Below are 24,735 nucleotides of genomic sequence, written 5' to 3'. Positions count from 1 at the left end.
GTTCCAGCGGCTTCCGGAACCGACAGTTCAGGTGGACCGGCCCCGGGTCGGCGCCGGTGCTCTCTGCGAGCGCGCGGGCCGCCGTGGTCCGAAGCATTCGCACCTTCCGCGGCTCGGCCTCGGGCTCGGGCATATCCCGGTACCAGCGCACGGCGTCGCCGTACAGTTTCTCCTGGTCGACGGTCTGGTTTGCTCCGCTGTCGATGAGTTCCGGCGGTCGGTCCGCCGTCAGCAAGAGTAGTGGAACGCCTGACTGGTTCGCTTCGATGACCGCCGGGTGGTAGTTCGCCGCGGCAGTGCCGGAGGTACAGACCAGCGGCGTCGGCTCACCCGTCCGGCGGGCGCGACCCAGCGCGAAGAAGGCCGCCGAGCGCTCGTCGAGGTGGGAGAACACTTCGATGTCGGGGTGCTCGGCGAATGCCACCGTCAGCGGCGTCGAGCGACTGCCGGGCGAGAGACACACCGCGTCGACGCCACCCGCGGCGAGTTCGGAAACGAGCGTCTCCGCCCACAGCGTGTTGACGTTCGGGGCGGTCATTCTAGTTCGTCGAGTATCGGCCGGTATTTGAGCTGGACCTCGTCCCACTCGCGGTCGGGGTCGCTGTCCGCGACGATGCCCGCGCCTGCAAAGAGCGTCGCCTCGCGCTCCGTGGCGACAGCCGAGCGGATGCCGACGGCAAAGGTCCCGTTGCCGGCGGCGTCGACCCAGCCTATCGGCGCGGCGTACCAGCCGCGGTCGAACGCCTCCGTCTCGCGGATAGTCCGCAGCGCCGCGTCCGGCGGCAGTCCGCCCACGGCCGGCGTCGGGTGAAGTGCCTCGACCAGCGAGAGGACGTGCTCGTCGTCGTCGAGTTCGGCCGTTATCGACGTGCGGAGGTGCTGGACCGTGGCGAGCCGGCGGACGGTCCGGTCGCCGATGCGGACCGTCGAGGCGAACGGTTTCAGCTGGTCCCGTATCGCGTCGGCGACGAGCTTCTGTTCGTGACGGTCCTTCTCGCTGTCGAGGAGTTCGGCGGCGAGCCACTCGTCCTCGGCGGGTGTGTCGCCCCGTCCCGTTGAACCGGCCAGCGCCTCCGTCCGGACGGTTCGCCCGCGAACTGAGACCAGCCGCTCCGGCGTGGCTCCGAAGAAGGTGCCGCCGGAGTCGGGCGACAACATGAACCGGTAGCAGTCCGGGTACGTCTTCGACAACCGGGCCATCACGTCCGGGACCGATAGCTCCGCGTCCAGTGTGGCGCTGAGACTCTGGGCGAGCACGACCTTCTGGAGCTCGCCCCGGTCGATACTCTCTGTGGCGGCCGCCACCTGCTCGCGCCAGCCGTCCTGTGTTGGCGTGCGCTTCCGGTGTGAGATTCCCGGCGGTGTACCCGGATTGCGCTCGGAGTCTGCGACCAGTCGGTCGCGCCATTCCTCCAGTAGCGCCTCCGCTTCGGTCGCGGCCTCAGGTCCTGTCGCGACCGTTGTGAGCCAGGCATCGTCGTCCCTTCTGGTTACCTGTATTTCGGGGAGGAAAAACGCCGCACTGGGGAACCCATCCCAGGGAGAGTCCTCCCCTTCGTGCGTTCCGTTGTGGAAAGCGAACCCACCGAATGCTCGCGGCCGAGCGATGCTCGGGAGGCTGTCGGGCACTGAGCAGTCATCGAACAGTGCTTCGACCGCTGTCCTCACGTCGTCGAACCGCGACTGCCCGTCGGCAGTCACAGTCGCCGCGCTCCCGCGGGCCGCGATTGACTCTGTACCGGCCGCCCAGAAGAACCGGGGGCGAGCGTCCGTTTCCAGTACCGCCCGCACCGGTGCATCGTCGAGGCGACACCCGCGTGCGACGACCGTTGTCTCACCAACCGTCGTCTCGTCACCACGCAGTGGTTCCATCAGCAATGCCTTAGGATTGCGTACCTTTGAGCCTAACTATACGCTCGATTCTGCGTAGTCGGAATCAATCGGACGGACACGGTGGAACTGTCGATTTCACGCCGTTCTGGCCCGCCACGTACTCTGCCGGCTATTGGTTCAGATTCGCGGAAATTAATCTCTGAGTTTACGAATTTCCTCTCACGGTTCTACAATTGTAATTCTGCAATCTGCGAACACACCCCCGTCAGGTTTAAATAGGGCATAGTCGAAGCCCCCTATGTTGCGATGCCTAAGGTAGAGATCAATATCCCGGAACACCTGGAGATGCAGATCGCGCAGCTCGTCGAGAAAGGCGAGTTCCTCAACCGCGAGGAAGCCATCGAGGACCTCCTGTCGACCGGGCTCAAGGCGTACAAAACCTCCGGACCACAGGACGAAGACGAGGAGCCAGGGTTCGAAGAAGACGGCATGATGGGCCACGACGACGAGTACGTCTTCTGAAAATACGGGCGTGAGCGTCTGGTATCCCTTCTCAAGCAATTCTTATGGACGTGCCACCGCATACTGTAGCTATGCACAAAGACGAGCTTCTCGAGCTACACGAGCAGATGGTGACGATCATGGAGTACTTCCGCGACGACATGGACTCGGTCGATCCGGACCTGTTCGACGCGTATCAGGAACTCGACGTGCGGCCATCGGACGTACACAAGTCAAAAAGCGAGCACAAACACGCCGTGTTCGTGCTCGGGAACTCCCTGGCGACGGCGATGAGCGAAGACGAGTTCTCGGACGCGGGCCGGGTCAGCAAGCGAATGAAGGAACTGGCCGAGGACGCCGAGCGGAAACTGTAAGCACGACGCTATCGAGTCGCAGTCTCTCTCGTCTTTATTTCGGCTGTCTTCTCCCGCTTGGCTACGATTGCTCCCCGTCGAGTTCGGTGAACAGCTCCGGGTCCGTCTTGAATTTCAGGACGTTGTGGACGACTGAGTTCCGGATGTTCTGAATCACGTCGCCGTGGTCCTTGTAGAAGTCGTGTATCCAGCGGGATTCGGCCGTCCGACTCGGGAACATCATCACTGACTTCCACTGATATTCGCCGTCGGAGAGGAAGTAAAACAGCGTGTGTCGGTCGTTGCGGATGGCGACCATCGCGTCGTGCCAGGAGTCGGCGAAATGCTCGGGGTTGAACTTGAACTCGAACAGCGCGAAATTGAACAGTTCCTCGTTCGGGACGATTGTCTCCCGGAAGACGCCCGCGTCACGCATCTCCCGGATCGATTCGCTGACCGTCACATGGGACACGTCGATGCCGTACTCGGACTCCAGCAAGTCCGCAAGCTCGCGGGACGACCGCTGTGGGTCCGCCGAGAGTTCGCGCAGAATGTACATGTCCCGCTCGCTGAACTCCCAGTCCGGGGGGTCGTCGGTCATGCTACAGTCGCCCTCCACTTGTGGGTGAAAGAGCGGGTAGTCGTGGTTCCGGTCGATGCTCGGTCCGGTGTGAGATGGATCGTAGCTGGCATCTGTCTTTCCGGTGGTGGCCGGGTGGACCAGTCCTGACGCTGGTCACAGCAATCAGTTTACTGACCCGTGAACTCCGGGTCACGTTTCTCGACGAACGCGGTTGCGCCCTCCTCGTGGTCGTCGGTCGTGAAAGCGACGCCCTGTGCGGTGGCTTCGTTTTCGAGTGCCTGTTCCAGCGAACTGTCCAGACTCCGGTTGACCAGCCGCTTGGCGTGGCCGAGCGCGACCGTCGGTCCAGCGGCGATGTCCGTGACGAGTTCCGAAAACTCCGATTCGAACGTCTCCGCGTCGAACACCCGGGTAAACAGCCCGAGTTTTCCGGCCACCTCGGCGTCCAGCAGTTCGCCGGTAAACAGCAGTTCCTTGGCCTTGTTCGGGCCGACGATTCGCGGAAGGAAATAGGAGACGCCGGAGTCACTCGCCAGTCCGACCTGGCGGAAGCCGAAGCCGATCTGGCCGGCAGTGCTCGCGACCTGTATATCACAGGCCAGCGCGAGACCGGCACCGGCACCGAAGGCGGGGCCGTCGATTTTTGCGACGACCGGGAGGGGGCAGCTGTGGACGGTCCGGATCGCTTCGTGGAGCGACGAGACCACCAGTTCGACTTGTGCGGCCGGTGGTCGGTCGTGCTTCACTCCCTGTAGCATTGCATTGATGTCCCCGCCGGCACAGAACGCCGGTCCCGCGCCCTCCAGTACGACACACCGGGCGTCGCTGTCGGTCACCGATTCGAACTGGGCAGTGAGTGCTTCAGCCAACTCCGCCGACAGAGCGTTTCGCGACTCCGGCTGGTTCAGCGTCACTGTGGCAATCCCGTCGTCGACAGACAGCGTCACTGTCGCATCTTCCATGTGGTGGCTCTCGACCGGCGGAAAGATAACAGTGGTGTCCGTCAGCGCCTGCCAGACCAACATCGTTGGGCAGTACCTTTTGCCCGGGCTAGTCCGTGTACTAGGTATGCGCCTGCACTGGCATCGCCGTGACCTCCGGGCGACGGACAACGCCGGCCTCGCCGCGGCGGCCCCGTCCGACCCCGTTGTCCCGGTGTTCGTCTTCGACAGGGCCGTTCTTGACCACGCCGGCCCGCCCCGGGTCGCGTTCATGTTGGACGCGCTCGACAGTTTGCGCGAGTGGTACCGCGACCGCGGCAGTGACCTCGTCGTCGCCGAAGGCGACCCCACGGCCGTCCTGCCGGACCTCGCAGCCGAGTACGGCGCAGAGAAAGTCACCTGGGGCAAAGACTACTCCGGGCTCGCACGAGAGCGCGACGCAGTGGTCCGGCAAGCGCTCGACGACGCCGACGTGGCCCGCGAGGCCGTCCAGAACGCTGTGTTGCACGAACCGGGCGAGATTACGACGAACGACGGCGACCCCTACAGCGTCTTCACCTACTTCGGCCGGAAGTGGCACGACCGAGAGAAAGCGACTCCCTACGAACCCCCGCAAGCCGACGAACTGGCTGATGTCGACGGCGACGCGCTCCCGACACTGGCCGACCTCGGCTTCGATGAGCCAGAGGCGGACGTGCCTGCGGCGGGGACCGACGAAGCGCGGGCCCTGCTCGATGACTTCCTCGCGGAGAACGTCTACGAGTACGAGGAGCGCCGGGACTTCCCGGCCGACGAGTGCACCTCGCGGCTCTCGGCTCACCTGAAATTCGGGACCATCGGCATCCGCGAAGTGTACGACCGCACCGAGGACGCCAAAGAGGGGACCGGCGGCGACCGCCGCGAGTCCGTGCGTGAGTTCCAGTCCCAGCTGGCCTGGCGGGAGTTCTACACGCAGGTGCTGTTTGCCCATCCCCACGTCGTCAGTTCGAACTACAAGTCCTACGAGAACCCAATCGAGTGGGAGAACGACGAGGAACTGTTGCAAGCCTGGAAGGACGGCGAGACGGGCTATCCCATCGTCGATGCCGGGATGCGACAGCTCCGGGAAGAGGCGTACATGCACAACCGCGTCCGGATGATCGTCGCCTCCTTCCTCACCAAGGACCTGCTCATCGACTGGCGGCACGGCTACGAGTGGTTCCGGGAGAAACTGGTCGACCACGACACGGCCAACGACAACGGCGGCTGGCAGTGGGCGGCCTCCACAGGGACCGACGCTCAGCCCTACTTCCGTATTTTCAATCCGATGACACAGGGCGAAGACTACGACCCGGACGCCGAGTACATCAAGGAGTACGTCCCGGAACTGCGGGATGCCGCGCCAGAAGTTATCCACGACTGGAACGACTGCTCGCTCACGCAGCGGCGCAATGCCGCGCCGGAGTATCCGGACCCGGTTGTCAAGCACAGCGACCGTCGCGAGCAGGCGCTGGCGATGTTCGAGCGGGCCAGGGGTGACGACTAGGATGGGAACATTCTGCTGTGCTGGACTCTTCTGAACACTTACACCAGCGCCGGAGCCGAGATGTGGCAGTGCAACAACGGACAGTTACGGTCCCGTCCCGCTGTCCTTGTAGAGTGATACCAAATGCCTCCTAAACGTTTAACAGGCAGCCGCGCGACACGTATTGATGGAGGCGTTTTCATATGCCCGAACATTCCAATCCCGAACTGCCACCGCTCCCGTACGACTACGACGCGCTGGAGCCACACATCTCCGAGCAGGTGCTCACCTGGCACCACGACACCCACCATCAGGGGTACGTAAACGGCCTCGAATCGGCCGAGGAGACGCTCGCCGAGAACCGCGAATCCGGTGACTTCGGTTCGAGCGCGGCCGCGATGGGCAACGTCACCCACAACGGCTGTGGACACTATCTCCACACGCTGTTCTGGGAGAACATGGATCCCAACGGCGGCGGCGAGCCGGAAGGCGAACTCCTCGACCGCATCGAGGAGGACTTCGGGTCCTACGAAGGCTGGAAGGGCGAGTTCGAAGCCGCCGCATCAGCCGCCGGCGGCTGGGCGCTGCTCGTGTACGACCCCGTTGCCAAGCAACTGCGCAACGTGCCGGTCGACAAACACGACCAGGGCGCGCTCTGGGGCTCCCATCCAATCCTCGCGCTCGACGTCTGGGAGCACTCCTACTACTACGACTACGGCCCCGCTCGCGGCGACTTCATCGACGCCTTCTTCGAGGTTGTCGACTGGGACAAGGCCGCTGAAGAGTACGACAAGGTCGTCGGCCGCGTCGAATAAGGGGCGACACTCGACGTTTTTTCGCGGATGTGTTGAGAGTCCGAGTGACGTCTGTGCCGATAGCGGTTTCTCCGGCGTTAATATCTAACGCCGCCGACAAAAAATATCGGCGTGACTGGAGCAGACTACGGAACAGCAAGGTTACGGGAGGATATAGTTTTATAAGATGTGAATCAGTGGTAAGTGGTATGAGTCGCGATACCAATCGGCGAGCGTTCATGAAGCGCACTGGGGCGATAGGCACCGTGGGTCTGCTTGGTGGGTTGGCAGGCTGTTCAACCGAACAGACTGACGGTGGCGGCGGCGACGGCGGTGATGGTGGGATGACCGGTACCGGGACCGACTCGGGTGGCGACAGCGGCCCGGAATCGCCGGACGTGCTGATGGTCGTCGGCTATCCACAGAGCGGTGTGCAACTGTTCAAGGACTTCTACGCCGACTACGGCGACGACGCTGCTGACATCCTCGTCACCGACGGACTGCAGGACGGCGAGCTACCGAGTAACGTCGGCGACGATATGTCAAACGTCCGCGGCACGGCCCCGTCGGCGGCCGGTCCCGGAGTCGATACGTTCACGGAGCAGTTCACCTCCGAGTTCGACTACGACGAGGCCGGCGTGTTCACATCACAGGCCTACGATGCGACAGCGGTCCAGATTCTCGCCAACCTGCTGGCCGGGGAAAACGACGGACAGGCCGTCCGAGATCATATGCGTGTCGTCGCCAATCCGGGCGGCGACACGTACGGCCCCTCCGAACTGCCAGCGGCCGTCGAAGCGGCCGCCGCGGGCGAGAACATTCAGTACGAGGGGGCTTCGAGCGCGGTCGACTTCGACGAAAACGGGGACATGGCCTCGGCGCAGTACCAGGTCTTCGGCTTTCAGGACGGTGGGGGCGTCGATACGCTCAACACCGTCGACTTCGCGCGGGCGACGACATCCCGCAGCCGGAACCGAACGGCTCCGGGAGCGACCCCGGACGAACGGTCCGGTTCGGTGTGCTGATGCCCGAGACCGGCGATCTCGGGCCGCTCGGCAGGCCGATCCGCGACGGGGCGATCCTCCCGGCCCTGCAACTCGAAGGCGAGGTCGACTTCGAGTTCGATTACCAGGTCGGTGACACCCAGACCCAGGCACAGGCGGGCATCGACGCGGCCAACTCCCTCGTCAGCGATGGATATCCGTCGATTACCGGAGCGGCCAGCTCCGAAACGTCGATACAGGTCGCCAGAAATGTGCTCGTCGACAGTGGTGTCGTCGGCTGTTCGCCAGCGTCCACGTCGCCGACGATTACCGACCTCGAAGACAACGACTACATGTTCCGCACCCCGCCCAGCGACGCGCTGCAGGGACAGGTTCTGGCGCAAGTCGGTGTGGACGAGCTCGGTGCCGCAACCGCATCGACGCTGTACGTGAACAACAGCTACGGCCAGGCACTGCAGGAGGCGTTCGCCGGCGCGTTCGAAGCAGAAGGCGGGACCATCGTCAACCAGGTCGGCTTCGAGCAACAGCAGTCCTCCTACACGTCCGAAATCAACAGCGCGATGAACCAGTAACGGGGCCGCAACCGCTGTCCCGTTTTATCCGCCGAGGAAGTCCTGTCGCACCTGCTCGTCGTTGAGGAGAACCGTCCCCTCGTCCTCGTAGCGGTTCTGTCCCTGGACGAGCACGTAGCCGCGGTCACACCGCCGGAGCGCCTCCTTGGCGTTTTGCTCGACCATCAGAATCGCCGTCCCGTCGTCGTTAATGCGGTCGATACGGTCGAACATATCGTCGACGAGGTCCGGGGCCAGCCCGGCGGAAGGCTCGTCGAGCAACAGCAGGTCAGGGTCGAGCATCAGCGCCCGCCCCATGGCGAGCATCTGCTGTTGGCCGCCCGACAGTGTCCCAGCCGACTGGTCGGACCGCTCCCGAAGAATGGGGAACCGCTCGTACACGTCCTCGATGCGGTCTTCTGGGACTTCATCGAGGATGTACGCGCCCATTTCGAGGTTCTCGCGCACGCTCAGCGAGCCGAACACGTTGCCGGTCTGGGGGACGTAGCTGATTCCCTCGTAAATGATTTCGTCGGGATTGCGCCGGCTGATGTCGGTCCCGTCGAAGATGACGTCCCCGCCCATGTACGTCGTCAGGCCGAAGACGGATTTCATCACCGTCGACTTGCCGGCTCCGTTCGGGCCGACAATGACGACGTACTCGCCGTCCGCAACGTCCATGTGGACGTCGCTGAGGACCTGCAGGTCGCCGTAGCCTGCATCGAGGTTCCGGATGGCGAGGAGTCGCTCGGCTGGGTCAGGGAGCGTGACAGCCTCGGACTCCGTCGCGCGCTGGCTCATACGTCACCTCCCAGATACGCCTCCAGTACCCGCTCGTCCGACGTGATAGTCTCGGCGTCCCCTTCGGCGAGGACGCTCCCCTGGTGCATGACGATGATGTGTTCGCAGTTGTTCATGATGACGTCCATGTCGTGTTCGACGAGCAGGAAGGTCAGCCCCTGCTCCCGGCGGAGTTCGTGAATCCGCTCCAGCAGTTTCTCCTCCAGCGTCGGGTTGACGCCGGCCAGCGGCTCGTCCAGCAGAATCATCTCGGGGTCGGTCATCAGGACCCGCGCCATCTCCAGCAGTTTCCGCTGACCACCGGAGAGATTGCCGGCGTTCTCGTGGGCGAGGTGGTCGATCTCGAAGAACTCCAGCGTCTCCCACGCGCGGTCCCGGACGGCCTCCTCGCTTCTGATGACATCGCCGCGCAGTCCCGGCGTCACCGAGCGAACGACGGATTCTCCGACTTGTCCACCCGGTGCGAGCATCACGTTCTCCAGAACGGTCATGTCCGACAGCTCACGGGCGATCTGGAACGTCCGGACCAGCCCCCGGTTCGCGAGCGTGTACGGTGCGAGTCCGGTGATGTCCTGGCCGTTAAAGGTGACCCGGCCACCAGTTGGCTCGTGAATGCCCGTAATGCAGTTGAACGTCGTCGACTTACCGGCCCCGTTCGGCCCGATGAGGCCGGTGAGCGACCCCTCTGCCACGGAGAACGTCGCCCCGTCGACCGCGACGACGCCGCCGAACTCCTTGCGGAGGCCGTCGACTACGAGCAGGGGAGAGTCAATAGCGTCGCTCGTGACGGCCGTTTCCCGTTGCTCTGCGACGTCGGGCTCACTCATCGGCCTCACCTCCGGACCCGGACTGCGGTCTGTCCAGACTCACGCTCGTTGCGGGTTCGTTCCGGTGGCCGAGCAGCCCGTCCGGCTGGTTCTGGATGATGTATATCAGGACGACGCCGATGAGCACGAACCGGAGCGTGCTGACGTTGCTAATGGTGTATGCGAGGAGGGGGAGCGGGTCAAGTGACGCGAACCCGGCGACCGCGTCGACGATGTTGCCGGGTGCGCGAGTGCCGCCCAGCGAGACGTTCTCCCCCAGCCGCGCCGGCAGATAGAACAGCAGTCCGGAGAACGTCGCCGCCCCGACGATACTGCCGGTGTTGGACCCGGAGCCGCCGATGATGAGGGCCGCGAACACGTAGAACGTGATCGTCGGTCTGAACTGCTGGGGGCTGACGTAGCCCGCCTGTCCGCGGAACAGGACGCCGGCCAGCCCCATCAGCGCGCAGCCGATCATGAACGTCTTGATTTTGAACTGGCGGGTATCCTTGCCGAGTGACTGAGTCACGGTTTCGTCCTCGCGGATCGCCTTCAGCACGCGACCGAACGGCGAGTTCGTGATACGGGCGAGCACCCAGTAGCTCGCCGCCACGACCAGCAGGAGGAGTATCCCGTACGTGAGGTTCGCCAGATTCGGCCCGGAGACGCCGACGCCCTCCGCGGCGGTTACGATCGGCTGCCCGACGCCGTTGATGAGCGTCGCCGCCACGTCGTTCGCGGACTTGAACGAGATGCCGGTCGCGCCGCCGGTGCCGACCGGCACCCCGAACAGTGAGAACTCGGCGAGGCCGCTCCAGTTGACGACAAGTCGGATTATCTCCGAGAACGCGACTGTCACGATAGCGAGGTAGTCCGCTTTCAGTCTGAGCGCCGGGAGCGCCGCAAGACCGCCGACGATAGCGGCCATAACCATACCGCCGATGAGGCCGACCCACAGCGGGAGGCCGAGCCCAGGGACCGCCCCGGCGGCCGGGTCAGTTGGCGCAGTGAGAATCGCCGTGGTGTACGCGCCGACGGCCATGAACCCCGCAATGCCGATGTTGAACAGGCCAGTGTACCCCCACTGGAGATTCAGTGCCAGCGCGAGGATTGCGTAGCCGCCGATGAGTACGGTCACGCTGCCGATGAAGCCGGCGGCGAGGTTCGCCCAGTTCGCCCCGCCGACAGCGATTGCCAGCACGAGCATAACGGCCCAGATACTGGCGATGAAGCCGACGACCAGCCCCACGTCCGGAAGCGCGTCCAGACGGTCTCGAACAGTGTCAACAGTACTCATGCTGTCGACACCCCCCCGAAGATGCCGGACGGGCGCAACAACAGGACGACGATGAGCACCAGAAACGCGGAGGCCCGCGTCAGCCCGGACGGCAGCCAGATCAGGGCCAGGCTATCGACCAGCCCGATGAGGATCCCACCGGCCATCGCCCCGTATATCGAGCCGATACCGCCGACGATGACAGCGGCGAAGATGAGCAGGAGCAGAATCCAGCCGAAGTTGAACGATATCGTGCCGCTTTCCAGCACGAGCAGGTAGCCACCGATGCCCGCCAGACCGCCACCGAGAATCCAGGTGAGCCGGATCACGCGCTCGGTCGGAATCCCGGTCACGCGTGCGAGGTCCTCGTTGTCGGCCATCGCCCGCATCGCTTTGCCGAGCTTCGTCCGCTGTAGCAGCAGGTGGACGCCGAGCATCAACAGGAGCGACACCACCAGGAGGGTGATTTCGTTGTCGGTGACCGAGATCATCGAGAACACCGTCACTCGGAGCCCGCCGCTTGCGACCCCGCTGGTCTGTGTTCCAAAGACGAACGCGATGAGGTATCGCAATGCGAGTGCGACACCGATTGACGCGATCAGCAAGGAGATGTTGTCCGTATCGCGCATGGGGCGATAGGTGAGTCGGTCGATGAGTAACACGATACCGATTGACCCGACCCCGGCGACGACGAGACCGAGAAGCACCGGAGCGAACGTCGAAACGGTGCTCAACTGCCGTCCAGAGTTGAGCATGAACAGTTCTGCGATCGGGGCACCGGTCCCGAGACCGGCGGTGATGTACGCGGCGACCCACCCCAGGAACGCCCCCACCGTCACTGTGTCCCCGTGTGCGAAGTTGGCGAAGTCGAGGATGCTGTACGTCATCGACAGGCCGATTCCGGCGAGGCCGACCGCCAGTCCGACGAGCAGTCCGTCCACCACCATCGAGAGCAACGAGCCCACGGTGAGGGACCCCCCCAGTAACCTGGTCCCGAGGAAGAACACGGTTGTCCCAGCGAGCTTTGCAACTAAATCCAGCAGGAGGAAGCCACTTACGGCGGCCACCACCGCTGCCCCCGGCCGGTCACCCATCACCACGCGGCCGTCTCTTGCGAACTCAGCAATTCCCATAGGTTACCGTTCGTTGGACCCTCCTGTCTAAATAACCCACCGGAAATTCGTGCGAAATAACCGTGTAGAAGCCAGGACACCGCTGTCAAAACAGGAATCGCCCCCTCCCATGGTCGCGTGTCAAGCGAGATATTAGTGATACCACGGTACAGACTGGCGAATAGAGCCACTTCGAACCCAGCGCGGATCATGAATTCGAGCGCCCGCAGAGCGCGCGCCACCAGTTTCGGTCACCACCGCTTCGAGTCGTACCCGTACCGAGAAATCACCGGACACCGGCAGGATACTGGCTGAGAACGGTGCTATTCACAGCGCTTTTATGCGGTCCATCGATGATATACGACAGATGGTACGCCTGGTCGTCGCCAGTCTCGTGCTGGTTCTCCTGCTGGGGAGCGGTGCCGCGCCGCTGGCGATGTCACAGCCGGCCGACGAGAGCGTCGGCGTCCAGACGCCCGACAGGTTCGACCGGACGACGTTCCAGGTCACGCTGTATCAGAACGGGTCAGCCGAGTGGGCAATCGTCCACAGGACCCCGCTCGAAAACGACACCGACCAACAGCAGTTCGAGGAGTTCGCCGAGGCGTTCGAGCAGACGGAGCAACCGCTGTACCAGAATTTCGTCGAGCAGTCGACGCTGCTGACACAGTACGGGACGAACGTGACTGGCCGGAACATGAGTGCGACCAACTACGACCGGTCGGCATCGGTCGACCCGCTCCAGAACACCGGCACGGTTCGGATGTCGTTCCGCTGGCATAACTTCGCTGTCGTCGAGGGCGACTCCATCGTGGTCAGCGACGTGTTCGACGGCGGGTTCTACATCGGGTCGAGCCAGTCGTTCGTCTTCGAGCGCGGCCCCGAACTGGCATTCGTCAATGTCAAGCCGGAACCTGACTCACAGAGTACCCCGGACTCGCTCAAAAACAGCGAGAGCGTTACGTGGAACGGCGAGCAGTCGTTCAACGACCGCCGGCCCTACGTGGAACTGCAACCGCGCGAAACCGGGCAGAGCGCTGGTACTGAGCAGCGCACCACGGCTGGCGGTGATACACCTTCCGAGGCCGCCGGTGGGCCGTCGTGGATGCTCCCGGCCGCCATCGTCGGTCTCATTGTCGTTGCTGGCGGTGTGGCCGCGTGGCGGTCCGGCGCACTGGGACAGGTCCTGGGAACCGACGACGACGAACCGCCCGCTGCGTCACCGTCGGCCGCTACGGACACGGAGCAGTCGTCGACGCTCCGCCGGGCGATGCGGCGGCCACCGACACACCAGACGAACCGGCCGTCCCCGACGAGGAACTGCTCACCGACAGCGACCGCGTCCGCAAACTGCTTGAGGAAAACGGCGGCCGAATGAAGCAGGTCGACATCGTCGACAGTACCGACTGGTCGAAGTCGAAGGTCAGCATGCTCCTCTCGGACATGGAGGACGACGGCGACATCTCGAAGCTCAGAGTCGGCCGCGAGAACATCATCAGCCTCGCCGGTCAGGAGCCCGACGCCGCTGGCTCACCGTTCGACGACGAGTGAGACCGCCGGCTGTACGTCTGTACAGAACTCTCCCACTGTGAATACCGTGCCATAGTTACAGCCAACAGTATGAGGAACCAACACAGGGCGGGGCCGAAACGCAATGATTATACGTATCTCCTCGCTACGAATTTGTGTACGCTCCGTTGGTGTAGTCCGGCCAATCATATCACCCTCTCACGGTGATGACTAGGGTTCAAATCCCTGACGGAGCATTTCTCTGCGATTCGACGGATACACAGTTACCACGTTCTGTGACCGACAGTATTTGTGTCTCCCAGTCCAACCGGGCGGTATGCGCGTCGCGGTAGTCACCGTCGGAGACGAACTGCTCAGTGGCGAGACGGTCAACACGAACGCCGCGTGGCTGGGACAACAGCTCGCAGAGCGTGGCGTCACTGTCGGCCGGACGACGGTCGTCCCCGACGAGATATCGGATATCGCCCGCGTGGTCAACGAGTACCACGCGGAGTTCGACGCCGTCATCGTCACCGGCGGCCTTGGACCGACGCACGACGACAAAACCATCGAAGCCGTCGCCGCGGCGTTCGGCCGGGACGTCGTCGAGAGCGAGGACGCCATCGCGTGGCTGGAGGAACATGGCGGCTACACGCGCGAGGACCTTACCGACGGAACCGGCGAGGTGCCGGAGGGGTCCCGTGTCCTGCCAAACCACGAGGGCGTCGCGCCCGGCTGTGTCGTCGAGAGCTGTTACGTCTTACCGGGCGTGCCGGCCGAGATGAAGCGGATGTTCGAGGAGATAGCGGGCGAGTTCGCCGGCGAGCAGCGGTACGTTCGCACCGTCGACGCCGATGAGCCCGAGAGCGCGCTGCTGGATCGACTGGCGGAGGTACAGGAGCAGTTCCCGGTCAAGGTCGGAAGCTATCCCGGCGACCACGTAACCGTCCGGTTCGAGGGAACAGAGGAGGAGCTAGTCGAGGAAGCGGCCGCGTGGTTCGGCGAACGCGTCGAGTCACCGACGGCGGAGTGACTACCGATAGAGGTGGTTCAGCCAGAGAAACGTCAGGAGCAGGCCACCGAGCGTGATGACCGCGCCGGACGCGTTGATGATCCCTGTCTGAACGCCGCTCTGGAGTAGGACTGACATAGCTGTGCGTTCTTCGTGGGGTGGCTTGAAAGGCACGCTCCCGGGCCCCTTTTGCCGCGGGGTCGCCAAGAGGAAGCGAATGCGACGAATCGGTGTCGTGGTCAACCCCATCGCCGGGATGGCGGCCGCGTCGGCCTCAAGGGCACTGACGGGAAAGTCGCGGAGGCGCGCCGCCGCGGCGCGGAGCAACGCGCACCGGATCGCGCACGGACTGCGCTGGAGTCACTCGCCGATGTGGGGACGGACGTGAAACTGCTTACCTACGGCGACCCGATGGGGGAGGGTATCGCTCGTGTGGCGGGGTTCGACCCGACGGTGGTCGGCTCCCCGGCGACTCCCGACGAGACGACCAACGAGGACACCCGAGCTGCGGTCCGGGCGTTCGCCGAGGCGGATGTGGACGCGATCCTGTTCGTCGGCGGCGACGGCACAGCCGTCGACGTGGCGACGACCCTCGACGAACTGGATGCCGACATCCCGATTCTGGGCGTCCCGGCGGGCGTCAAGGTGTACTCCTCCGTGTTTGGCGTGTCGCCGCGCGCGGCCGGGCGCATTGTGGCCCGCTTCTCCGAGACGGAGCGTGCGGAGGTCAACGATATCGACGAGGACGCCTTCAGAGGCGGGGAAGTGGTCACTGAACTCCGGGCCGTCGCGGAGGTTCCCGTCGCCGACCAGCGCCAGTCGGCCAAGCAGTTGGGCGGCGGCAGCGTCGAGTCCCTCGCCGAGAGTCTGGCCAACGCCGTCGAAACGGGCGTCACGTACGTCCTTGGTCCGGGGAGCACTGTCGGCGCTATCAAGGAACACCTGGGATTCGACGGGACGACGCTCGGCGTGGACGTGTGGCGCGACGGAGAGGTGCTTGCCCGTGACGCCGCCGAGTCAGACATTCTCGACGCCCTCGGCGACCGAAACGTCATCGTGGTTTCGCCCATCGGCGGGCAGGGGTTCGTGTTCGGCCGGGGGAATCAGCAACTGTCACCGGCGGTCATCAGGCAGTGTGACCTCGAAGTCGTCGCCTCGCGGCGGAAACTGGACGGTATCGGGACGCTCCGGGTCGACACCGGTGACTCGGACCTCGACGAGGAACTGCGCGGCTGGCTGCGGGTCCGCATCGGCCGTCACGAGCGCCGACTCGTCGAAGTCGTCTAATCTGTATGGGCCTCCCCAGCCGAGAGACGTAAGCCATGATATATCGGCTCCGGTATTTTATCATGTATAGTCAAGATTAAGGTATCTCACGCCCCACAAAGGACATATGGAAACTCGGAAAGTCCAGCGATTGGGGCCGTCGACGCTCGCGATGACGTTGCCGGCGGAGTGGGCCAGTGCGCACGACGTCGAAAAGGGCGACGAGGTGTCGCTACGGATGGGCGGCAAAGGCACGCTGACAGTCATGCCCGAGTCCGTCCAGACCGAGGAATCAGAGGCTATCATCCACGCAGAGAACCTCGATGCCGCGTCTGTCGAGCGGGCCATCGTCGCCCAGTACGTGCTCGGACGGCGCGTCATCCACGTCGAAGCCCCGGAAGGCGAGACGCTGGAATCCTCTCACATTAACGCCGTCTACAACGCCGAAACCCAGCTAATGGGCCTCGGCGTCATCGAGGAGACGCCGGACAGAATCGCGATTCGCTGCTCCGTCGACCCGGAGGACTTCACGCTCAACAACCTCCTCGAACGGCTGGAATCCACCGGCTCGACGATGCGCAACGAGGCGGTGAAATCCCTCGCCCACGGCAACCCCGACCTCGCTCAGCGGGCGCTCAACCGCGAGCGACAGGCCAACAAGATATTCGTCCTGCTGCTACGGCTCATCTTCACGGCCTACCAGAACCCCAACCTCGCGCGGGCTATCGGCCTCAACGACGGTTTCCCGCTTATCGGCTACCGCTCGATTGCGAAGAACCTCGAACTGACGGCGGACAACGCCGAGGACATCGCCGAGATCGCCCTGGAGACCGAGGACCACTCGCTCAACGTCGACAGCTCCACGATGCGCCGCATCCGCGAGTTCACCGACCAGGTCAACGACATCACCGAACTTGCGGTCCAGGCAGCTGTCGACCGCAACTACGACACCGCGATTCAGGTCCGAGAGCTGTACAAGGACATCGGCGACAAGGAACACGAGATTCTCGATGACCTGCCGGAGATGGACAACGAGGCGCTGCTGGAAGTGCGTGAAGTGCTCGTCAGCCTCCAGCAGACCGCCGAGTTCGCGGTCCGGAGCGCCGAGATTGCGACGAACCTCGCGCTCAACGAGGAGTCCGAGCACACGACCATCGAGTGAGCACCGGCCACCGCCGACTCCCAGTTTCGGGTCATAGCGACAGCCCGGTTTTGACAATTCGTCGCCGCCCGCAATATCAGGTTCACTACAACGACAGGGAGTTGTGAAAAACGCGTGTCTCTTTGGGCTTCGAGTCGTAGTCCTCGTATGAAGCGCACCGTCGCCCAATCGACTGCCGTTCATGTCGCAGTCAGAGAGGCCGTCGCGACGCTCGAGGACTGTCACCCCACCCAACTCGGGAACCTCAGCCTAGTCGTCGACGGTGAACGACTGGACGCAGTGCTGGACGCCCCGCCAGAGGAGTTGCCGATGTTGTTCCAGTACTGTGGCTACACGGTATCAGTCGATGACACGGGGACGCTCTGTGTCGAGAACTGAGGGATAGTAAACTGGCAGCGCTGGCTACCCGAGCAGGCCGCCGTCGTCGGTTTCGGTCTCAGTCGCTGTCTCCGTCGGCGTCGCGGTTTCCGATTCTGTCTCCGTCTCGGTTGGCGTTGCGGTTTCCGTCTCAGACTCGCCGCCACCCAGTAGCCCGTCATCCGTCTCGGTCTCCGTCGGTGTCGGCGTCGGGGTTTCAGTTTCCTCGTCGCCGTCCGGTGACTCGTCGGCCGACCCGTTGTCGGGCTCAGCGCTCGTTCCGTTGCCGGTCGGGTACTGCGCTTTGTTGCCGAAGATATCCGTCTGGATCTCCTGTTGGTAATCGATAGCGTCCAGATCGACCCGGAACTGCTCCCCGCCGCCCTCCAGCACGAGGTAGAAATCGATGTAGAGGTCCGTCCGCTGGTTTCGCTGGAGGTGGGTCACCCACCAGCGGTCGAGGTTCCCGTTCTGGATAGCGGTGTTCGCTTCGAGTGTCGTCTCCTGGCCGGGGCTGAGGACATAGCCACGGTCAGTCTCGCCCTCGCCGACGGTCACGTCGTTCATCCGGATGGTGTAACCGACTTTGGTGATCGTGTAGGGGTACGGCTTGGGGTTGTACACGTCGAACGCGAGGTTCAGCGGCGTCTCGGACTGGGTGAGGTTCTCCTGGTCCCACGCGCCGCGGGTCTCGTTGATGTAGATGACGGGGTCCGAGACAAGCGGCTGGTCCGCCTCGACGGGGCGCGTCTCGGTGGAGTTGAACTGGCTGAGGAGGTCCGTCTCGATGGTCCGCTCCTGGCTGAACGACACTGACCGGCCCCCGAGCGTTGAGGAGGTGACGGTAGCGTCGATACCGACCGTCGTCGTCTCGCCGTTGTCGATGTGGGTGACCCACCACGGCGGGATACGGTCGTTTTGCATCTCGGTGCTGAACGCGAGCGTCGAGTTGCCGGTCCCGAGGCCGATGCCCTGCCTGTCGCCCTGTGCCATCTCCACGCCGTTCATCGAGATGGTGTAATTGAGTCCGACACCGCCCAGCTGGACACCGACTGGGTTGGGGTTGGTCACGGTCAGGTTCGTCGCCACAGCGGTCGTCTGGTTCGAGACGTCCGCGAAGTGGTTGTCCACGGACGCGACGCTGGGTGTGCCCAGAACGCCGAGCGCGACGCTGCCCCCTGCGACAGCGACGACCGCGACGACCAGCACACCAACTATTTTCAACCATCCCATAGTTGTACACCCATCTTCGACGGGCCGGTATATGTCCTGTGGCCCCAGCCCGAATGAACTAAGTGGGCAACACCGAAAGCGTCGTACATGAGTTCCAAGGCGTCCAAAAGCGACATGGGGACGGGCCTGGCCCTGCTGTTCGGACTCGTCTCGGTCGGCGCGGCCGTAGTCACAGCAACCAACAGCTACAACTACGCGATTCTGCACGCACAGGAGCTTGAGACCGGCAATCTGCTCGTGACGTCCGGCGGCGCGTTCGGGCTCGCAATGCTGGCCGCGGCTGTGGCTATCGTGGCGATTCACGCCTACGACGCCTGACGCCCGGTATCAGCGGAGAGACTGTGAAGGGAACCGTTAAAAACGCTGAGACCCATTCTCTAGTATGGCCGATTACAGCGAGGAAGACCGACGCATTCTCGAATATCTCCGGGACAGCGTCTCGCGTGGAGAGAGCTACTTCCGCGCGAAGAACATCGCTGAGCAGCTCGGCCTCTCGTCGAAGCAAGTGGGAGCGCGGCTGCCACGCTTAGCTGAGGAGGCCGACGAAGTCGAGATCGAGAAGTGGGGACGGGCACGGTCGACGACGTGGCGCGTCACACCGACGGGATAGCCGCTGCCGGGTTTTACGCACTGTGACAATCGGTGGATTCATCGGCCAGTAGTCCCGAGTACCTTCCATGACTGTCCGGGCCGAGCGAACGATGACTGTGCCGGCCACACCGGAGCGTGTCTGGGAATTCATCACCGACCCGGATAAACGGGCCCGGCCGATCAGCGTCGTCACAGACTGGGAAGTCATCGACGACACACACGCGAACTGGTCGATAGAACTCCCGATTCCAGTGGTCAGCCAGACGATGACGGTGAAAACCGAGGACGTCGAACAGCGCCGCCCGGAGTACGCCCGCTTCATCGGTCGCTCGAAAGTGATGACCGTCCAGGGCGAACACGAACTCGAAGAGACGGCCGACGGCGGCACGAAACTGACCAACCGGTTCATCGTCGACGGCAAGCTCCCGGGCGTCGAGCGGTTCTTCAAGCGGAACCTCGACGACGAGATGCAGAACCTCGAACAGGCGCTGCGGGACGACCTCGAAGTCGAAGCATGAGACTCACGCTTGCCCAGATAGACGTGTCGTCGGACGCGGTGGCAGAGAACGTCGGCCGCGCAACCACCGCCATCAAGGACGCGGCCGCGGACGGCGCGGACCTCGTCGTGCTCCCGGAACTGTTCAACGTCGGCTACTTCGCGTTCGACCGCTACGCCCGCGAAGCAGAGGGGCTGGAGGGCGAGACACTCACCCGAATCCGCGGCGTCGCCGCGGACAACGACGTGGCGGTGCTCGCCGGAAGTATCGTCGAGGACCTCGAAGCCAGCGCCGACAGCGGCTTCGACACGCCGGCTCCGGAGGGGATGGCGAACACCGCCGTGTTCTTCGACCGCGACGGGGAGCGACAGGCGGTGTACCGCAAACATCACCTGTTCGGCTACGACTCGGCGGAGTCCCAACTGCTCGAAGCCGGCCGGAGGATTCCGACCGTCGACTTCGAGGGGTTCACCGTCGGCATTACCACCTGCTACGACCTCCGGTTCCCGGAGCTGTATCGCCATCTCGTCGACGAGGGCGCGACGCTGACGCTCGTCCCGAGCGCGTGGCCCTATCCGCGCGTGGAGCACTGGAAGCTGTTCGGCCGCGCCCGCGCCGTCGAAAACCAGCTGTACGTCGCCGCAGCGAACGGTGTCGGCCAGTTCGAGGACGCGGAACTGCTGGGTCGGTCGACGGTGTACGACCCGTGGGGAACGACGCTCGCCAGCGCCGACGACCACCCGGCGCTGGTGACTGCCACCCTCGACCCTGCTCGCGTCGACCAGGTCCGCGAGGAGTTCCCGGCGCTCGCTGACCGCCGGACGGACTGGTCGTAACTGCAGTCGCTGTTTTACAAAAAGCGGTTTTTGAGCGTTCGCCGTCGTTATGCCGCTCTCAGGACGAGTACGACCCGTATGGCTTCGCGAATCAGGGTCCTCGCTGTCGTCGGTCTCCTCCTCCTTGCCGGCTGTACCGGTATGGGTGGGAGCGGCGATGCGGGCGAGGCACAGGGCGGCGGTGACGGCGCACAGATGTCCAGCGGCGACGGCGGGTCGAGCCAACCCGTCGAAGCGGACTCCGAGGCGAACGCCGCGGATAGCGGGAATATTCAGGCCGGCGACGCGGCGGCTGACCGGGCCATCATCCGCAACGGTCGGATGGTGGTCGAAGTGGAGAACTACTCCACGACAGCCGACGCAATCGCTGCTCGGGCGCGCACGTCCGGCGGGTACGTGAGCGACTCCAACCGCGAACTCCACCGCAGCGACGGCGAGGCGTGGTACACCGGGTACATCGTGGTCAGAGTGCCAAGCGAGGAGTACGAACCGACGCAGTCGATGGTGAGCGAGCAGGGGACGGTGCGCTCCGAGGAAACGACCACGAAAGACGTGACCGACAAACTGGTCGACCTCGAAGCGCGGCTGACCAACCTCCGGGAGCGCCGCGACCGACTGCGGACCTTCTACGAGCAGGCAAACAGCACGGCGGAACTGCTCCGCATCGAAGAGGAACTGTCGTCGGTTCAGAGTGACATCGAACGCCTCGAAGCACAGAAGCGCTCGCTCGAACAGCGGGTCGCCTACTCGACGCTGCGCGTCGAGATTCACGAGCCAGCGCCGGAACCGTCGGCCCAGCAGGTGCCGTACCACGAGCGGTCGCTTGTCGCTGCGTTCCTCTCGTCAGTGACCGACGTGTACGTGTTCACTCGTGGGCTGCTGGTGACCGCCGCGAGTCTCGCTCCGTGGCTCGTCGTCCTCGCCGTCCCAGTCGTCGGTGGCCGACGGCTCCTTCGCGGTCGGTCGGTCCCGCTGCTGGGCCGACGTGGCGCGTCGGAACCCGCCACAGAAGACAGTGCCGGTGGAGGCGAAAGCGACGCCCCACAGCAGGAATCCACTGAGGAATCGGACATGGAGTCGCCAGACAGGGACGCGTAGCCGGAACCGAACACCGGGCCTTTTTTGCGTGTGCACTCGCTACGAGTAGCTGCCGGCAAGGCGCTTTTCACGTCGATGCCGGCGCTAACGCCCGTCTCGCTGCTCGGCCACTCGGCGTCGCTCGTCCGCCAAGGCTGTCCGGACAGCCTTTTCACTCCTCTCCCGGAGTCGACCCTTTCGCCTCTCCTCGTCTTTCGGATACTACCGACGAAGCGCTCCCGCTCAGCGGATAGTCCGACCAAGATTCCCAGCGAGCCACGCGAGCTACCGCGTCCGTTCCCGCTCCAGCGCTTCACCGAAGTGTTCTGGCGTGATCTCCACTTCGTCGGCGTTCTCGGTGGCCTCTTCCGGCCCGTAGGCGGACGCCACCTCACGGATGGCCAGCATCGACGCTTCGCGGACGACGGCCTCCAGTTCTGCACCCGAGAAGCCGTCGGTCTCCTCGGCGAGGTCCCTCATATCGGTGTCATCAGCGAGCGGCTTTCCGTCGGTGTGGACGGCGAGAATCTCCTCGCGGGCTTCACGGTCGGGGTTCGGGACCTCGACGTGCTGTTCGAGGCGACCCGGTCGCAGGAGCGCATCGTCGATCATGTCCCGGCGGTTAGTCGCAGCCAGTACGACCAGATTGGGGTTCTCCGTGATGCCGTCCAGTTCGGCGAGCAGTTGCGAGACGACGCGCTCGGTGACCTCGTTGCCCTGGCCGCGATGGCTGGCGATGGCGTCGATCTCGTCGAGGAAGATGATGCTCGGCGCGGTCTGGCGGGCGCGCTCGAACAGTTCCCGGACCGCCTCCTCGCTCTCGCCGACGTAGCGGTCCATGATTTCGGGGCCGGCGACGTGGATGAAGTTCACGTCGCTCTCGCCAGCGACGGCCCGAGCCAGCAGCGTCTTGCCTGTCCCCGGCGGGCCGTACAGCAGGATGCCGCTCGGCGGGTCGGTGTTGGTCGCGGTGAACAGCTCAGTGTACGACAGCGGCCACTCGATGGCCTCCGTCAGCGTCTGCTTGACCTCGGACAGCCCGCCCACGTCGTCGAAGGTCGCCGTCGGCGACTCGGCGACGTACTCCCGCATCGCGCTGGGGTCGACGGTGGCGAGCGCGGTCTCGAAGTCGTCCTGGTGGACGTCGCCGTCGTCGCGGTCGGCCCGGAGCGCGGCCATTGCGGCCTCGGTGGTCAGCGACGCGAGGTCCGCCCCGACGAAGCCGTGGGTCTGTGCGGCGATGCGGTCGAGGTCCACGTCGTCGTGCAGCGGCATATCCCGCGTGTGGACGTCCATAATCTCGCGGCGGCCGTGTTCGCCAGGGACGCCGACCTCGATTTCGCGGTCGAAGCGGCCACCGCGGCGCAGCGCCGGGTCGATGGCGTCGACGCGGTTCGTCGCCCCGATGACGACGACCCGGCCCCGGTCTTCGAGGCCGTCCATCAGCGTGAGCAACTGGGCGACGACCCGGTTCTCCATGTCGGCGTCCTCGTCGCGGGAGCCGGCGATGGAGTCGATTTCGTCGACGAAGAGGATAGCCGGTGCGTTCGCTTCCGCTTTCTCGAAGGCCTCGCGTAGGCGTTCCTCGCTCTCGCCCTTGTACTTGGAGACGATTTCGGGGCCGGAGATGGTATCGAAGTAGGCGTCGACCTCGTTTGCCACCGCTCGCGCGATAAGGGTCTTCCCCGTCCCGGGCGGGCCGTGGAGCAACACGCCGCTGGGCGGGTCGATACCCAGACGGCGGAACTCCTCGGGCTCCGAGAGGGGCATCTCTATCATTTCACGGATACGATCCAGTTCCTCGTCGAGGCCGCCGATGTCCTCGTAGCTCACCCCCGATTCCGTCTCGGCGGTCGGTGTGTTCGCCGTTGTTGCCTCACCGGACGACGACTGGCCCGCATCGCTGCCACCGTCGAGGCCCGGCAGCACAGTCACTGCCGTCGTGCCGGTGACGCGAACCGGCCCCGAGGGAGAGGTCTTGCGAACGAGGAACGTGCCCAGCCCTTCGATGTGGGTCCGCTCGTCGTCCTGGATTATCTGGTCGACCAGCCGCTTCCTGACCAGGCTCTCGTAGTCCTCGCTGCCCGGTATCGGTTCGACCGACTGGACGGCGATCTCAGTGGCCTCGGAGACCGACCCGCTGGTCACTGTAACCGTGTCGCCGATGTTGACCCCGGCGTTCGCTCTGGTGTCTGAATCGATGCGGACGAAGGAGCCGTCGTCGTCCGCGGGCCAGACCTTCACGACGGTTCTGTCGTCGCCTTCGATGATGACGGGCGACCCGCTCAACACCCCGAGTTCGGTCCGTGCGGACTCCGGTAGTCGTGCGATACCGCGCCCGGCGTCGCGCTTGTTCGCACCCTCGACGGTGAGTTCGACACCGGCGTCAGTGGACCCGCTCATGCCGCCTTCTTGCAATCCGACTCCCTTGAGGGTTCCCGTTGTGTTGCGGGAAAATAATATACGGTCGGCCGTCGGAATTTCAGGTATGGTTGTCCAAACCGAGCGAGACGAGGTCACTTGGTACAAGTGCGAGACCTGTGGCCTGATGTTCGACGACCAGAGCGACGCGCGCCAGCACGAGGAGAACTGTGACGACGAAGACCCGTCCTACATCCAGTAGCGGCCCTCGCCCTCGCAGTCACGCCACCCGCACCACAGGCATCACGCCTCGACGATCTCGAAGCTCCGCTCGCCGAGTTCGTCCTCCTCGAAGACGAACACGCGGCCGTTCGTTACGTCGTAGTCCACGTCTACTTCCGTCCGCATCTGATTGTCTCGGACCGTAACACCCGGGAACAGTTCGTCCTCCTCGCCGTCGTCGAGGATGACCCGTCCGACGCCTGTCTCTTCGAGAATATCGTCGTGGGTCCGGAGGTCGTTGACGTACACGAGGATGCCCGACGTCTCCGTCTCGTCGGTAATCAGGACGTGTGTGTCTTTTCCCGGCGCAGTCTGGATACTCCCTTCGACCGCCGTTGGGACGCCGTGATAGAACGCCTGGCGGCCGTCGAGGTACTCCACGACGACGCCGTCCTCGGTCAACTCGACCGAGACGGTGTCCGGTGCGATGTCCGACCGGTTGCTCATACCGGCCCTTCCGGCGGCGCGCTCAAAAGTGACGCGTTGTCCGTTT

24 protein-coding genes, 1 tRNA gene and 3 pseudogenes are annotated in these 24,735 nt (G+C 64.2%); 17 read left to right on the top strand and 11 right to left on the bottom strand.

The window, feature by feature from the left end:
* Both menD and GJ630_RS03625 read right to left on the bottom strand, forming a co-directional pair.
* A partial coding sequence (menD, locus tag GJ630_RS03630) for a 2-succinyl-5-enolpyruvyl-6-hydroxy-3-cyclohexene-1-carboxylic-acid synthase (RefSeq protein WP_191449400.1) occupies positions 1-538 on the bottom strand: 538 nt, incomplete at its 3' end.
* Entirely contained in the window at positions 535-1,872 is a 1,338-nt protein-coding gene (locus tag GJ630_RS03625; RefSeq protein ID WP_191449399.1) for an isochorismate synthase MenF, read from the bottom strand. The genes menD and GJ630_RS03625, both read right to left, overlap by 4 nt.
* A gap of 267 nt (positions 1,873-2,139) precedes the next feature.
* Between GJ630_RS03625 and GJ630_RS03620 the strand changes: the two genes are divergently transcribed.
* A complete protein-coding gene (locus GJ630_RS03620; RefSeq protein WP_004517946.1) occupies positions 2,140-2,355 on the top strand; it encodes a ribbon-helix-helix domain-containing protein in 216 nt (71 codons plus the stop codon).
* A 71-nt stretch (positions 2,356-2,426) separates the two neighbouring features.
* Entirely contained in the window at positions 2,427-2,708 is a 282-nt protein-coding gene (locus tag GJ630_RS03615) for a UPF0058 family protein (protein WP_004517945.1), read from the top strand.
* 61 nt (positions 2,709-2,769) lie between these two features.
* On the opposite strand, the gene GJ630_RS03610 is transcribed toward GJ630_RS03615, so the two are convergent.
* Together GJ630_RS03610 and GJ630_RS03605 are read right to left on the bottom strand one after the other, a co-directional pair.
* Complete coding sequence (locus GJ630_RS03610) at positions 2,770-3,288, bottom strand: Lrp/AsnC family transcriptional regulator (protein ID WP_151146339.1); 519 nt, start codon at positions 3,286-3,288, stop codon at positions 2,770-2,772.
* 149 nt (positions 3,289-3,437) lie between these two features.
* The gene (locus GJ630_RS03605; protein WP_191449398.1) at positions 3,438-4,295 is read right to left on the bottom strand and encodes an enoyl-CoA hydratase/isomerase family protein; all 858 of its coding nucleotides are present in this window, start codon (positions 4,293-4,295) and stop codon (positions 3,438-3,440) included.
* A 43-nt stretch (positions 4,296-4,338) separates the two neighbouring features.
* Here GJ630_RS03605 and GJ630_RS03600 point away from each other — a divergent pair, with 43 nt between their 5' ends.
* The 3 genes and pseudogenes from GJ630_RS03600 (at position 4,339) to GJ630_RS03590 (ending at position 8,085) form a co-directional block, all read left to right on the top strand.
* A complete protein-coding gene (locus tag GJ630_RS03600; protein ID WP_191449397.1) occupies positions 4,339-5,736 on the top strand; it encodes a deoxyribodipyrimidine photo-lyase in 1,398 nt (465 codons plus the stop codon).
* Positions 5,737-5,918: 182 nt separating this feature from the next.
* Positions 5,919-6,530: a superoxide dismutase gene (sod, locus tag GJ630_RS03595; RefSeq protein WP_008309249.1), complete on the top strand. Its 612-nt coding sequence runs from the start codon at positions 5,919-5,921 to the stop codon at positions 6,528-6,530.
* A 263-nt stretch (positions 6,531-6,793) separates the two neighbouring features.
* Positions 6,794-8,085, top strand: a pseudogene (locus GJ630_RS03590) (ABC transporter substrate-binding protein).
* Positions 8,086-8,109: 24 nt separating this feature from the next.
* Here the strand turns inward: GJ630_RS03590 and GJ630_RS03585 are convergent.
* The 4 genes from GJ630_RS03585 to GJ630_RS03570 are packed head-to-tail and all read right to left on the bottom strand — an operon-like array spanning position 8,110 to position 12,080.
* The gene (locus tag GJ630_RS03585) at positions 8,110-8,865 is read right to left on the bottom strand and encodes an ABC transporter ATP-binding protein (RefSeq protein WP_014040306.1); all 756 of its coding nucleotides are present in this window, start codon (positions 8,863-8,865) and stop codon (positions 8,110-8,112) included.
* Positions 8,862-9,692 (bottom strand): ABC transporter ATP-binding protein, encoded by an 831-nt coding sequence (locus tag GJ630_RS03580; protein ID WP_129755406.1) that lies wholly within the window; start codon positions 9,690-9,692, stop codon positions 8,862-8,864. The genes GJ630_RS03585 and GJ630_RS03580 overlap by 4 nt, the downstream gene beginning before the upstream one ends.
* Positions 9,685-10,968, bottom strand: coding sequence for a branched-chain amino acid ABC transporter permease (locus GJ630_RS03575; protein WP_191449396.1), 1,284 nt, complete (start codon positions 10,966-10,968; stop codon positions 9,685-9,687). Before GJ630_RS03575 ends, GJ630_RS03580 begins: the two co-directional genes overlap by 8 nt.
* Positions 10,965-12,080: a branched-chain amino acid ABC transporter permease gene (locus GJ630_RS03570; RefSeq protein ID WP_146417253.1), complete on the bottom strand. Its 1,116-nt coding sequence runs from the start codon at positions 12,078-12,080 to the stop codon at positions 10,965-10,967. Before GJ630_RS03570 ends, GJ630_RS03575 begins: the two co-directional genes overlap by 4 nt.
* 319 nt (positions 12,081-12,399) lie before the next feature.
* On the opposite strand from GJ630_RS03570, the pseudogene GJ630_RS03565 reads away from it, so the two are divergent.
* From GJ630_RS03565 to GJ630_RS03540, 6 genes and pseudogenes are all read left to right on the top strand, one after another.
* Positions 12,400-13,610: pseudogene (locus GJ630_RS03565) on the top strand (helix-turn-helix transcriptional regulator).
* A 140-nt stretch (positions 13,611-13,750) separates the two neighbouring features.
* Positions 13,751-13,825: transfer RNA gene (locus tag GJ630_RS03560), tRNA-Glu, on the top strand.
* A gap of 80 nt (positions 13,826-13,905) precedes the next feature.
* Positions 13,906-14,601 carry a molybdopterin-binding protein gene (locus GJ630_RS03555; RefSeq protein ID WP_191449395.1) on the top strand — a complete coding sequence of 232 codons (696 nt, stop codon included), beginning with the start codon at positions 13,906-13,908 and terminating at the stop codon, positions 14,599-14,601.
* 196 nt (positions 14,602-14,797) lie between these two features.
* Positions 14,798-15,867, top strand: a pseudogene (locus GJ630_RS03550) (ATP-NAD kinase family protein).
* 106 nt (positions 15,868-15,973) lie between these two features.
* Entirely contained in the window at positions 15,974-17,008 is a 1,035-nt protein-coding gene (locus tag GJ630_RS03545; protein WP_004961528.1) for a phosphate uptake regulator PhoU, read from the top strand.
* Positions 17,009-17,155: 147 nt separating this feature from the next.
* Positions 17,156-17,386, top strand: a complete 231-nt coding sequence (locus GJ630_RS03540) for a HalOD1 output domain-containing protein (RefSeq protein ID WP_050007103.1) — start codon at positions 17,156-17,158, stop codon at positions 17,384-17,386.
* Positions 17,387-17,410: 24 nt separating this feature from the next.
* Here the strand turns inward: GJ630_RS03540 and GJ630_RS03535 are convergent, their stop codons facing one another.
* Positions 17,411-18,598, bottom strand: a complete 1,188-nt coding sequence (locus tag GJ630_RS03535) for an LEA type 2 family protein (protein WP_191449394.1) — start codon at positions 18,596-18,598, stop codon at positions 17,411-17,413.
* Between the two features lie 114 nt (positions 18,599-18,712).
* Here GJ630_RS03535 and GJ630_RS03530 point away from each other — a divergent pair, with 114 nt between their 5' ends.
* From GJ630_RS03530 to GJ630_RS03510, 5 genes are all read left to right on the top strand, one after another.
* Positions 18,713-18,916, top strand: a complete 204-nt coding sequence (locus tag GJ630_RS03530) for a hypothetical protein (RefSeq protein ID WP_004961543.1) — start codon at positions 18,713-18,715, stop codon at positions 18,914-18,916.
* 64 nt (positions 18,917-18,980) lie between these two features.
* Positions 18,981-19,208 (top strand): hypothetical protein, encoded by a 228-nt coding sequence (locus GJ630_RS03525; protein ID WP_004592831.1) that lies wholly within the window; start codon positions 18,981-18,983, stop codon positions 19,206-19,208.
* A gap of 67 nt (positions 19,209-19,275) precedes the next feature.
* Complete coding sequence (locus GJ630_RS03520; RefSeq protein ID WP_008309269.1) at positions 19,276-19,707, top strand: SRPBCC family protein; 432 nt, start codon at positions 19,276-19,278, stop codon at positions 19,705-19,707.
* On the top strand, positions 19,704-20,522 hold the full coding sequence (locus tag GJ630_RS03515; protein WP_191449393.1) for a carbon-nitrogen family hydrolase: 819 nt from the start codon (positions 19,704-19,706) through the stop codon (positions 20,520-20,522). The genes GJ630_RS03520 and GJ630_RS03515 overlap by 4 nt, the downstream gene beginning before the upstream one ends.
* A gap of 78 nt (positions 20,523-20,600) precedes the next feature.
* Entirely contained in the window at positions 20,601-21,620 is a 1,020-nt protein-coding gene (locus GJ630_RS03510; protein WP_064288020.1) for a DUF4349 domain-containing protein, read from the top strand.
* A 264-nt stretch (positions 21,621-21,884) separates the two neighbouring features.
* Here the strand turns inward: GJ630_RS03510 and GJ630_RS03505 are convergent, their stop codons facing one another.
* Complete coding sequence (locus tag GJ630_RS03505; protein ID WP_191449392.1) at positions 21,885-24,002, bottom strand: CDC48 family AAA ATPase; 2,118 nt, start codon at positions 24,000-24,002, stop codon at positions 21,885-21,887.
* An 85-nt stretch (positions 24,003-24,087) separates the two neighbouring features.
* Between GJ630_RS03505 and GJ630_RS20275 the strand changes: the two genes are divergently transcribed.
* The gene (locus GJ630_RS20275; protein ID WP_004517924.1) at positions 24,088-24,222 is read left to right on the top strand and encodes a hypothetical protein; all 135 of its coding nucleotides are present in this window, start codon (positions 24,088-24,090) and stop codon (positions 24,220-24,222) included.
* Positions 24,223-24,263: 41 nt separating this feature from the next.
* On the opposite strand, the gene GJ630_RS03500 is transcribed toward GJ630_RS20275, so the two are convergent.
* Positions 24,264-24,689, bottom strand: coding sequence for a DUF5796 family protein (locus tag GJ630_RS03500; protein WP_050038025.1), 426 nt, complete (start codon positions 24,687-24,689; stop codon positions 24,264-24,266).
* Positions 24,690-24,735 lie beyond the last annotated feature (46 nt).

The organism is Haloarcula sp. CBA1122 (assembly GCF_009741785.1).
Lineage (GTDB): Archaea > Halobacteriota > Halobacteria > Halobacteriales > Haloarculaceae > Haloarcula > Haloarcula hispanica.
This window is presented reverse-complemented; position numbering and strand designations above follow the sequence as displayed.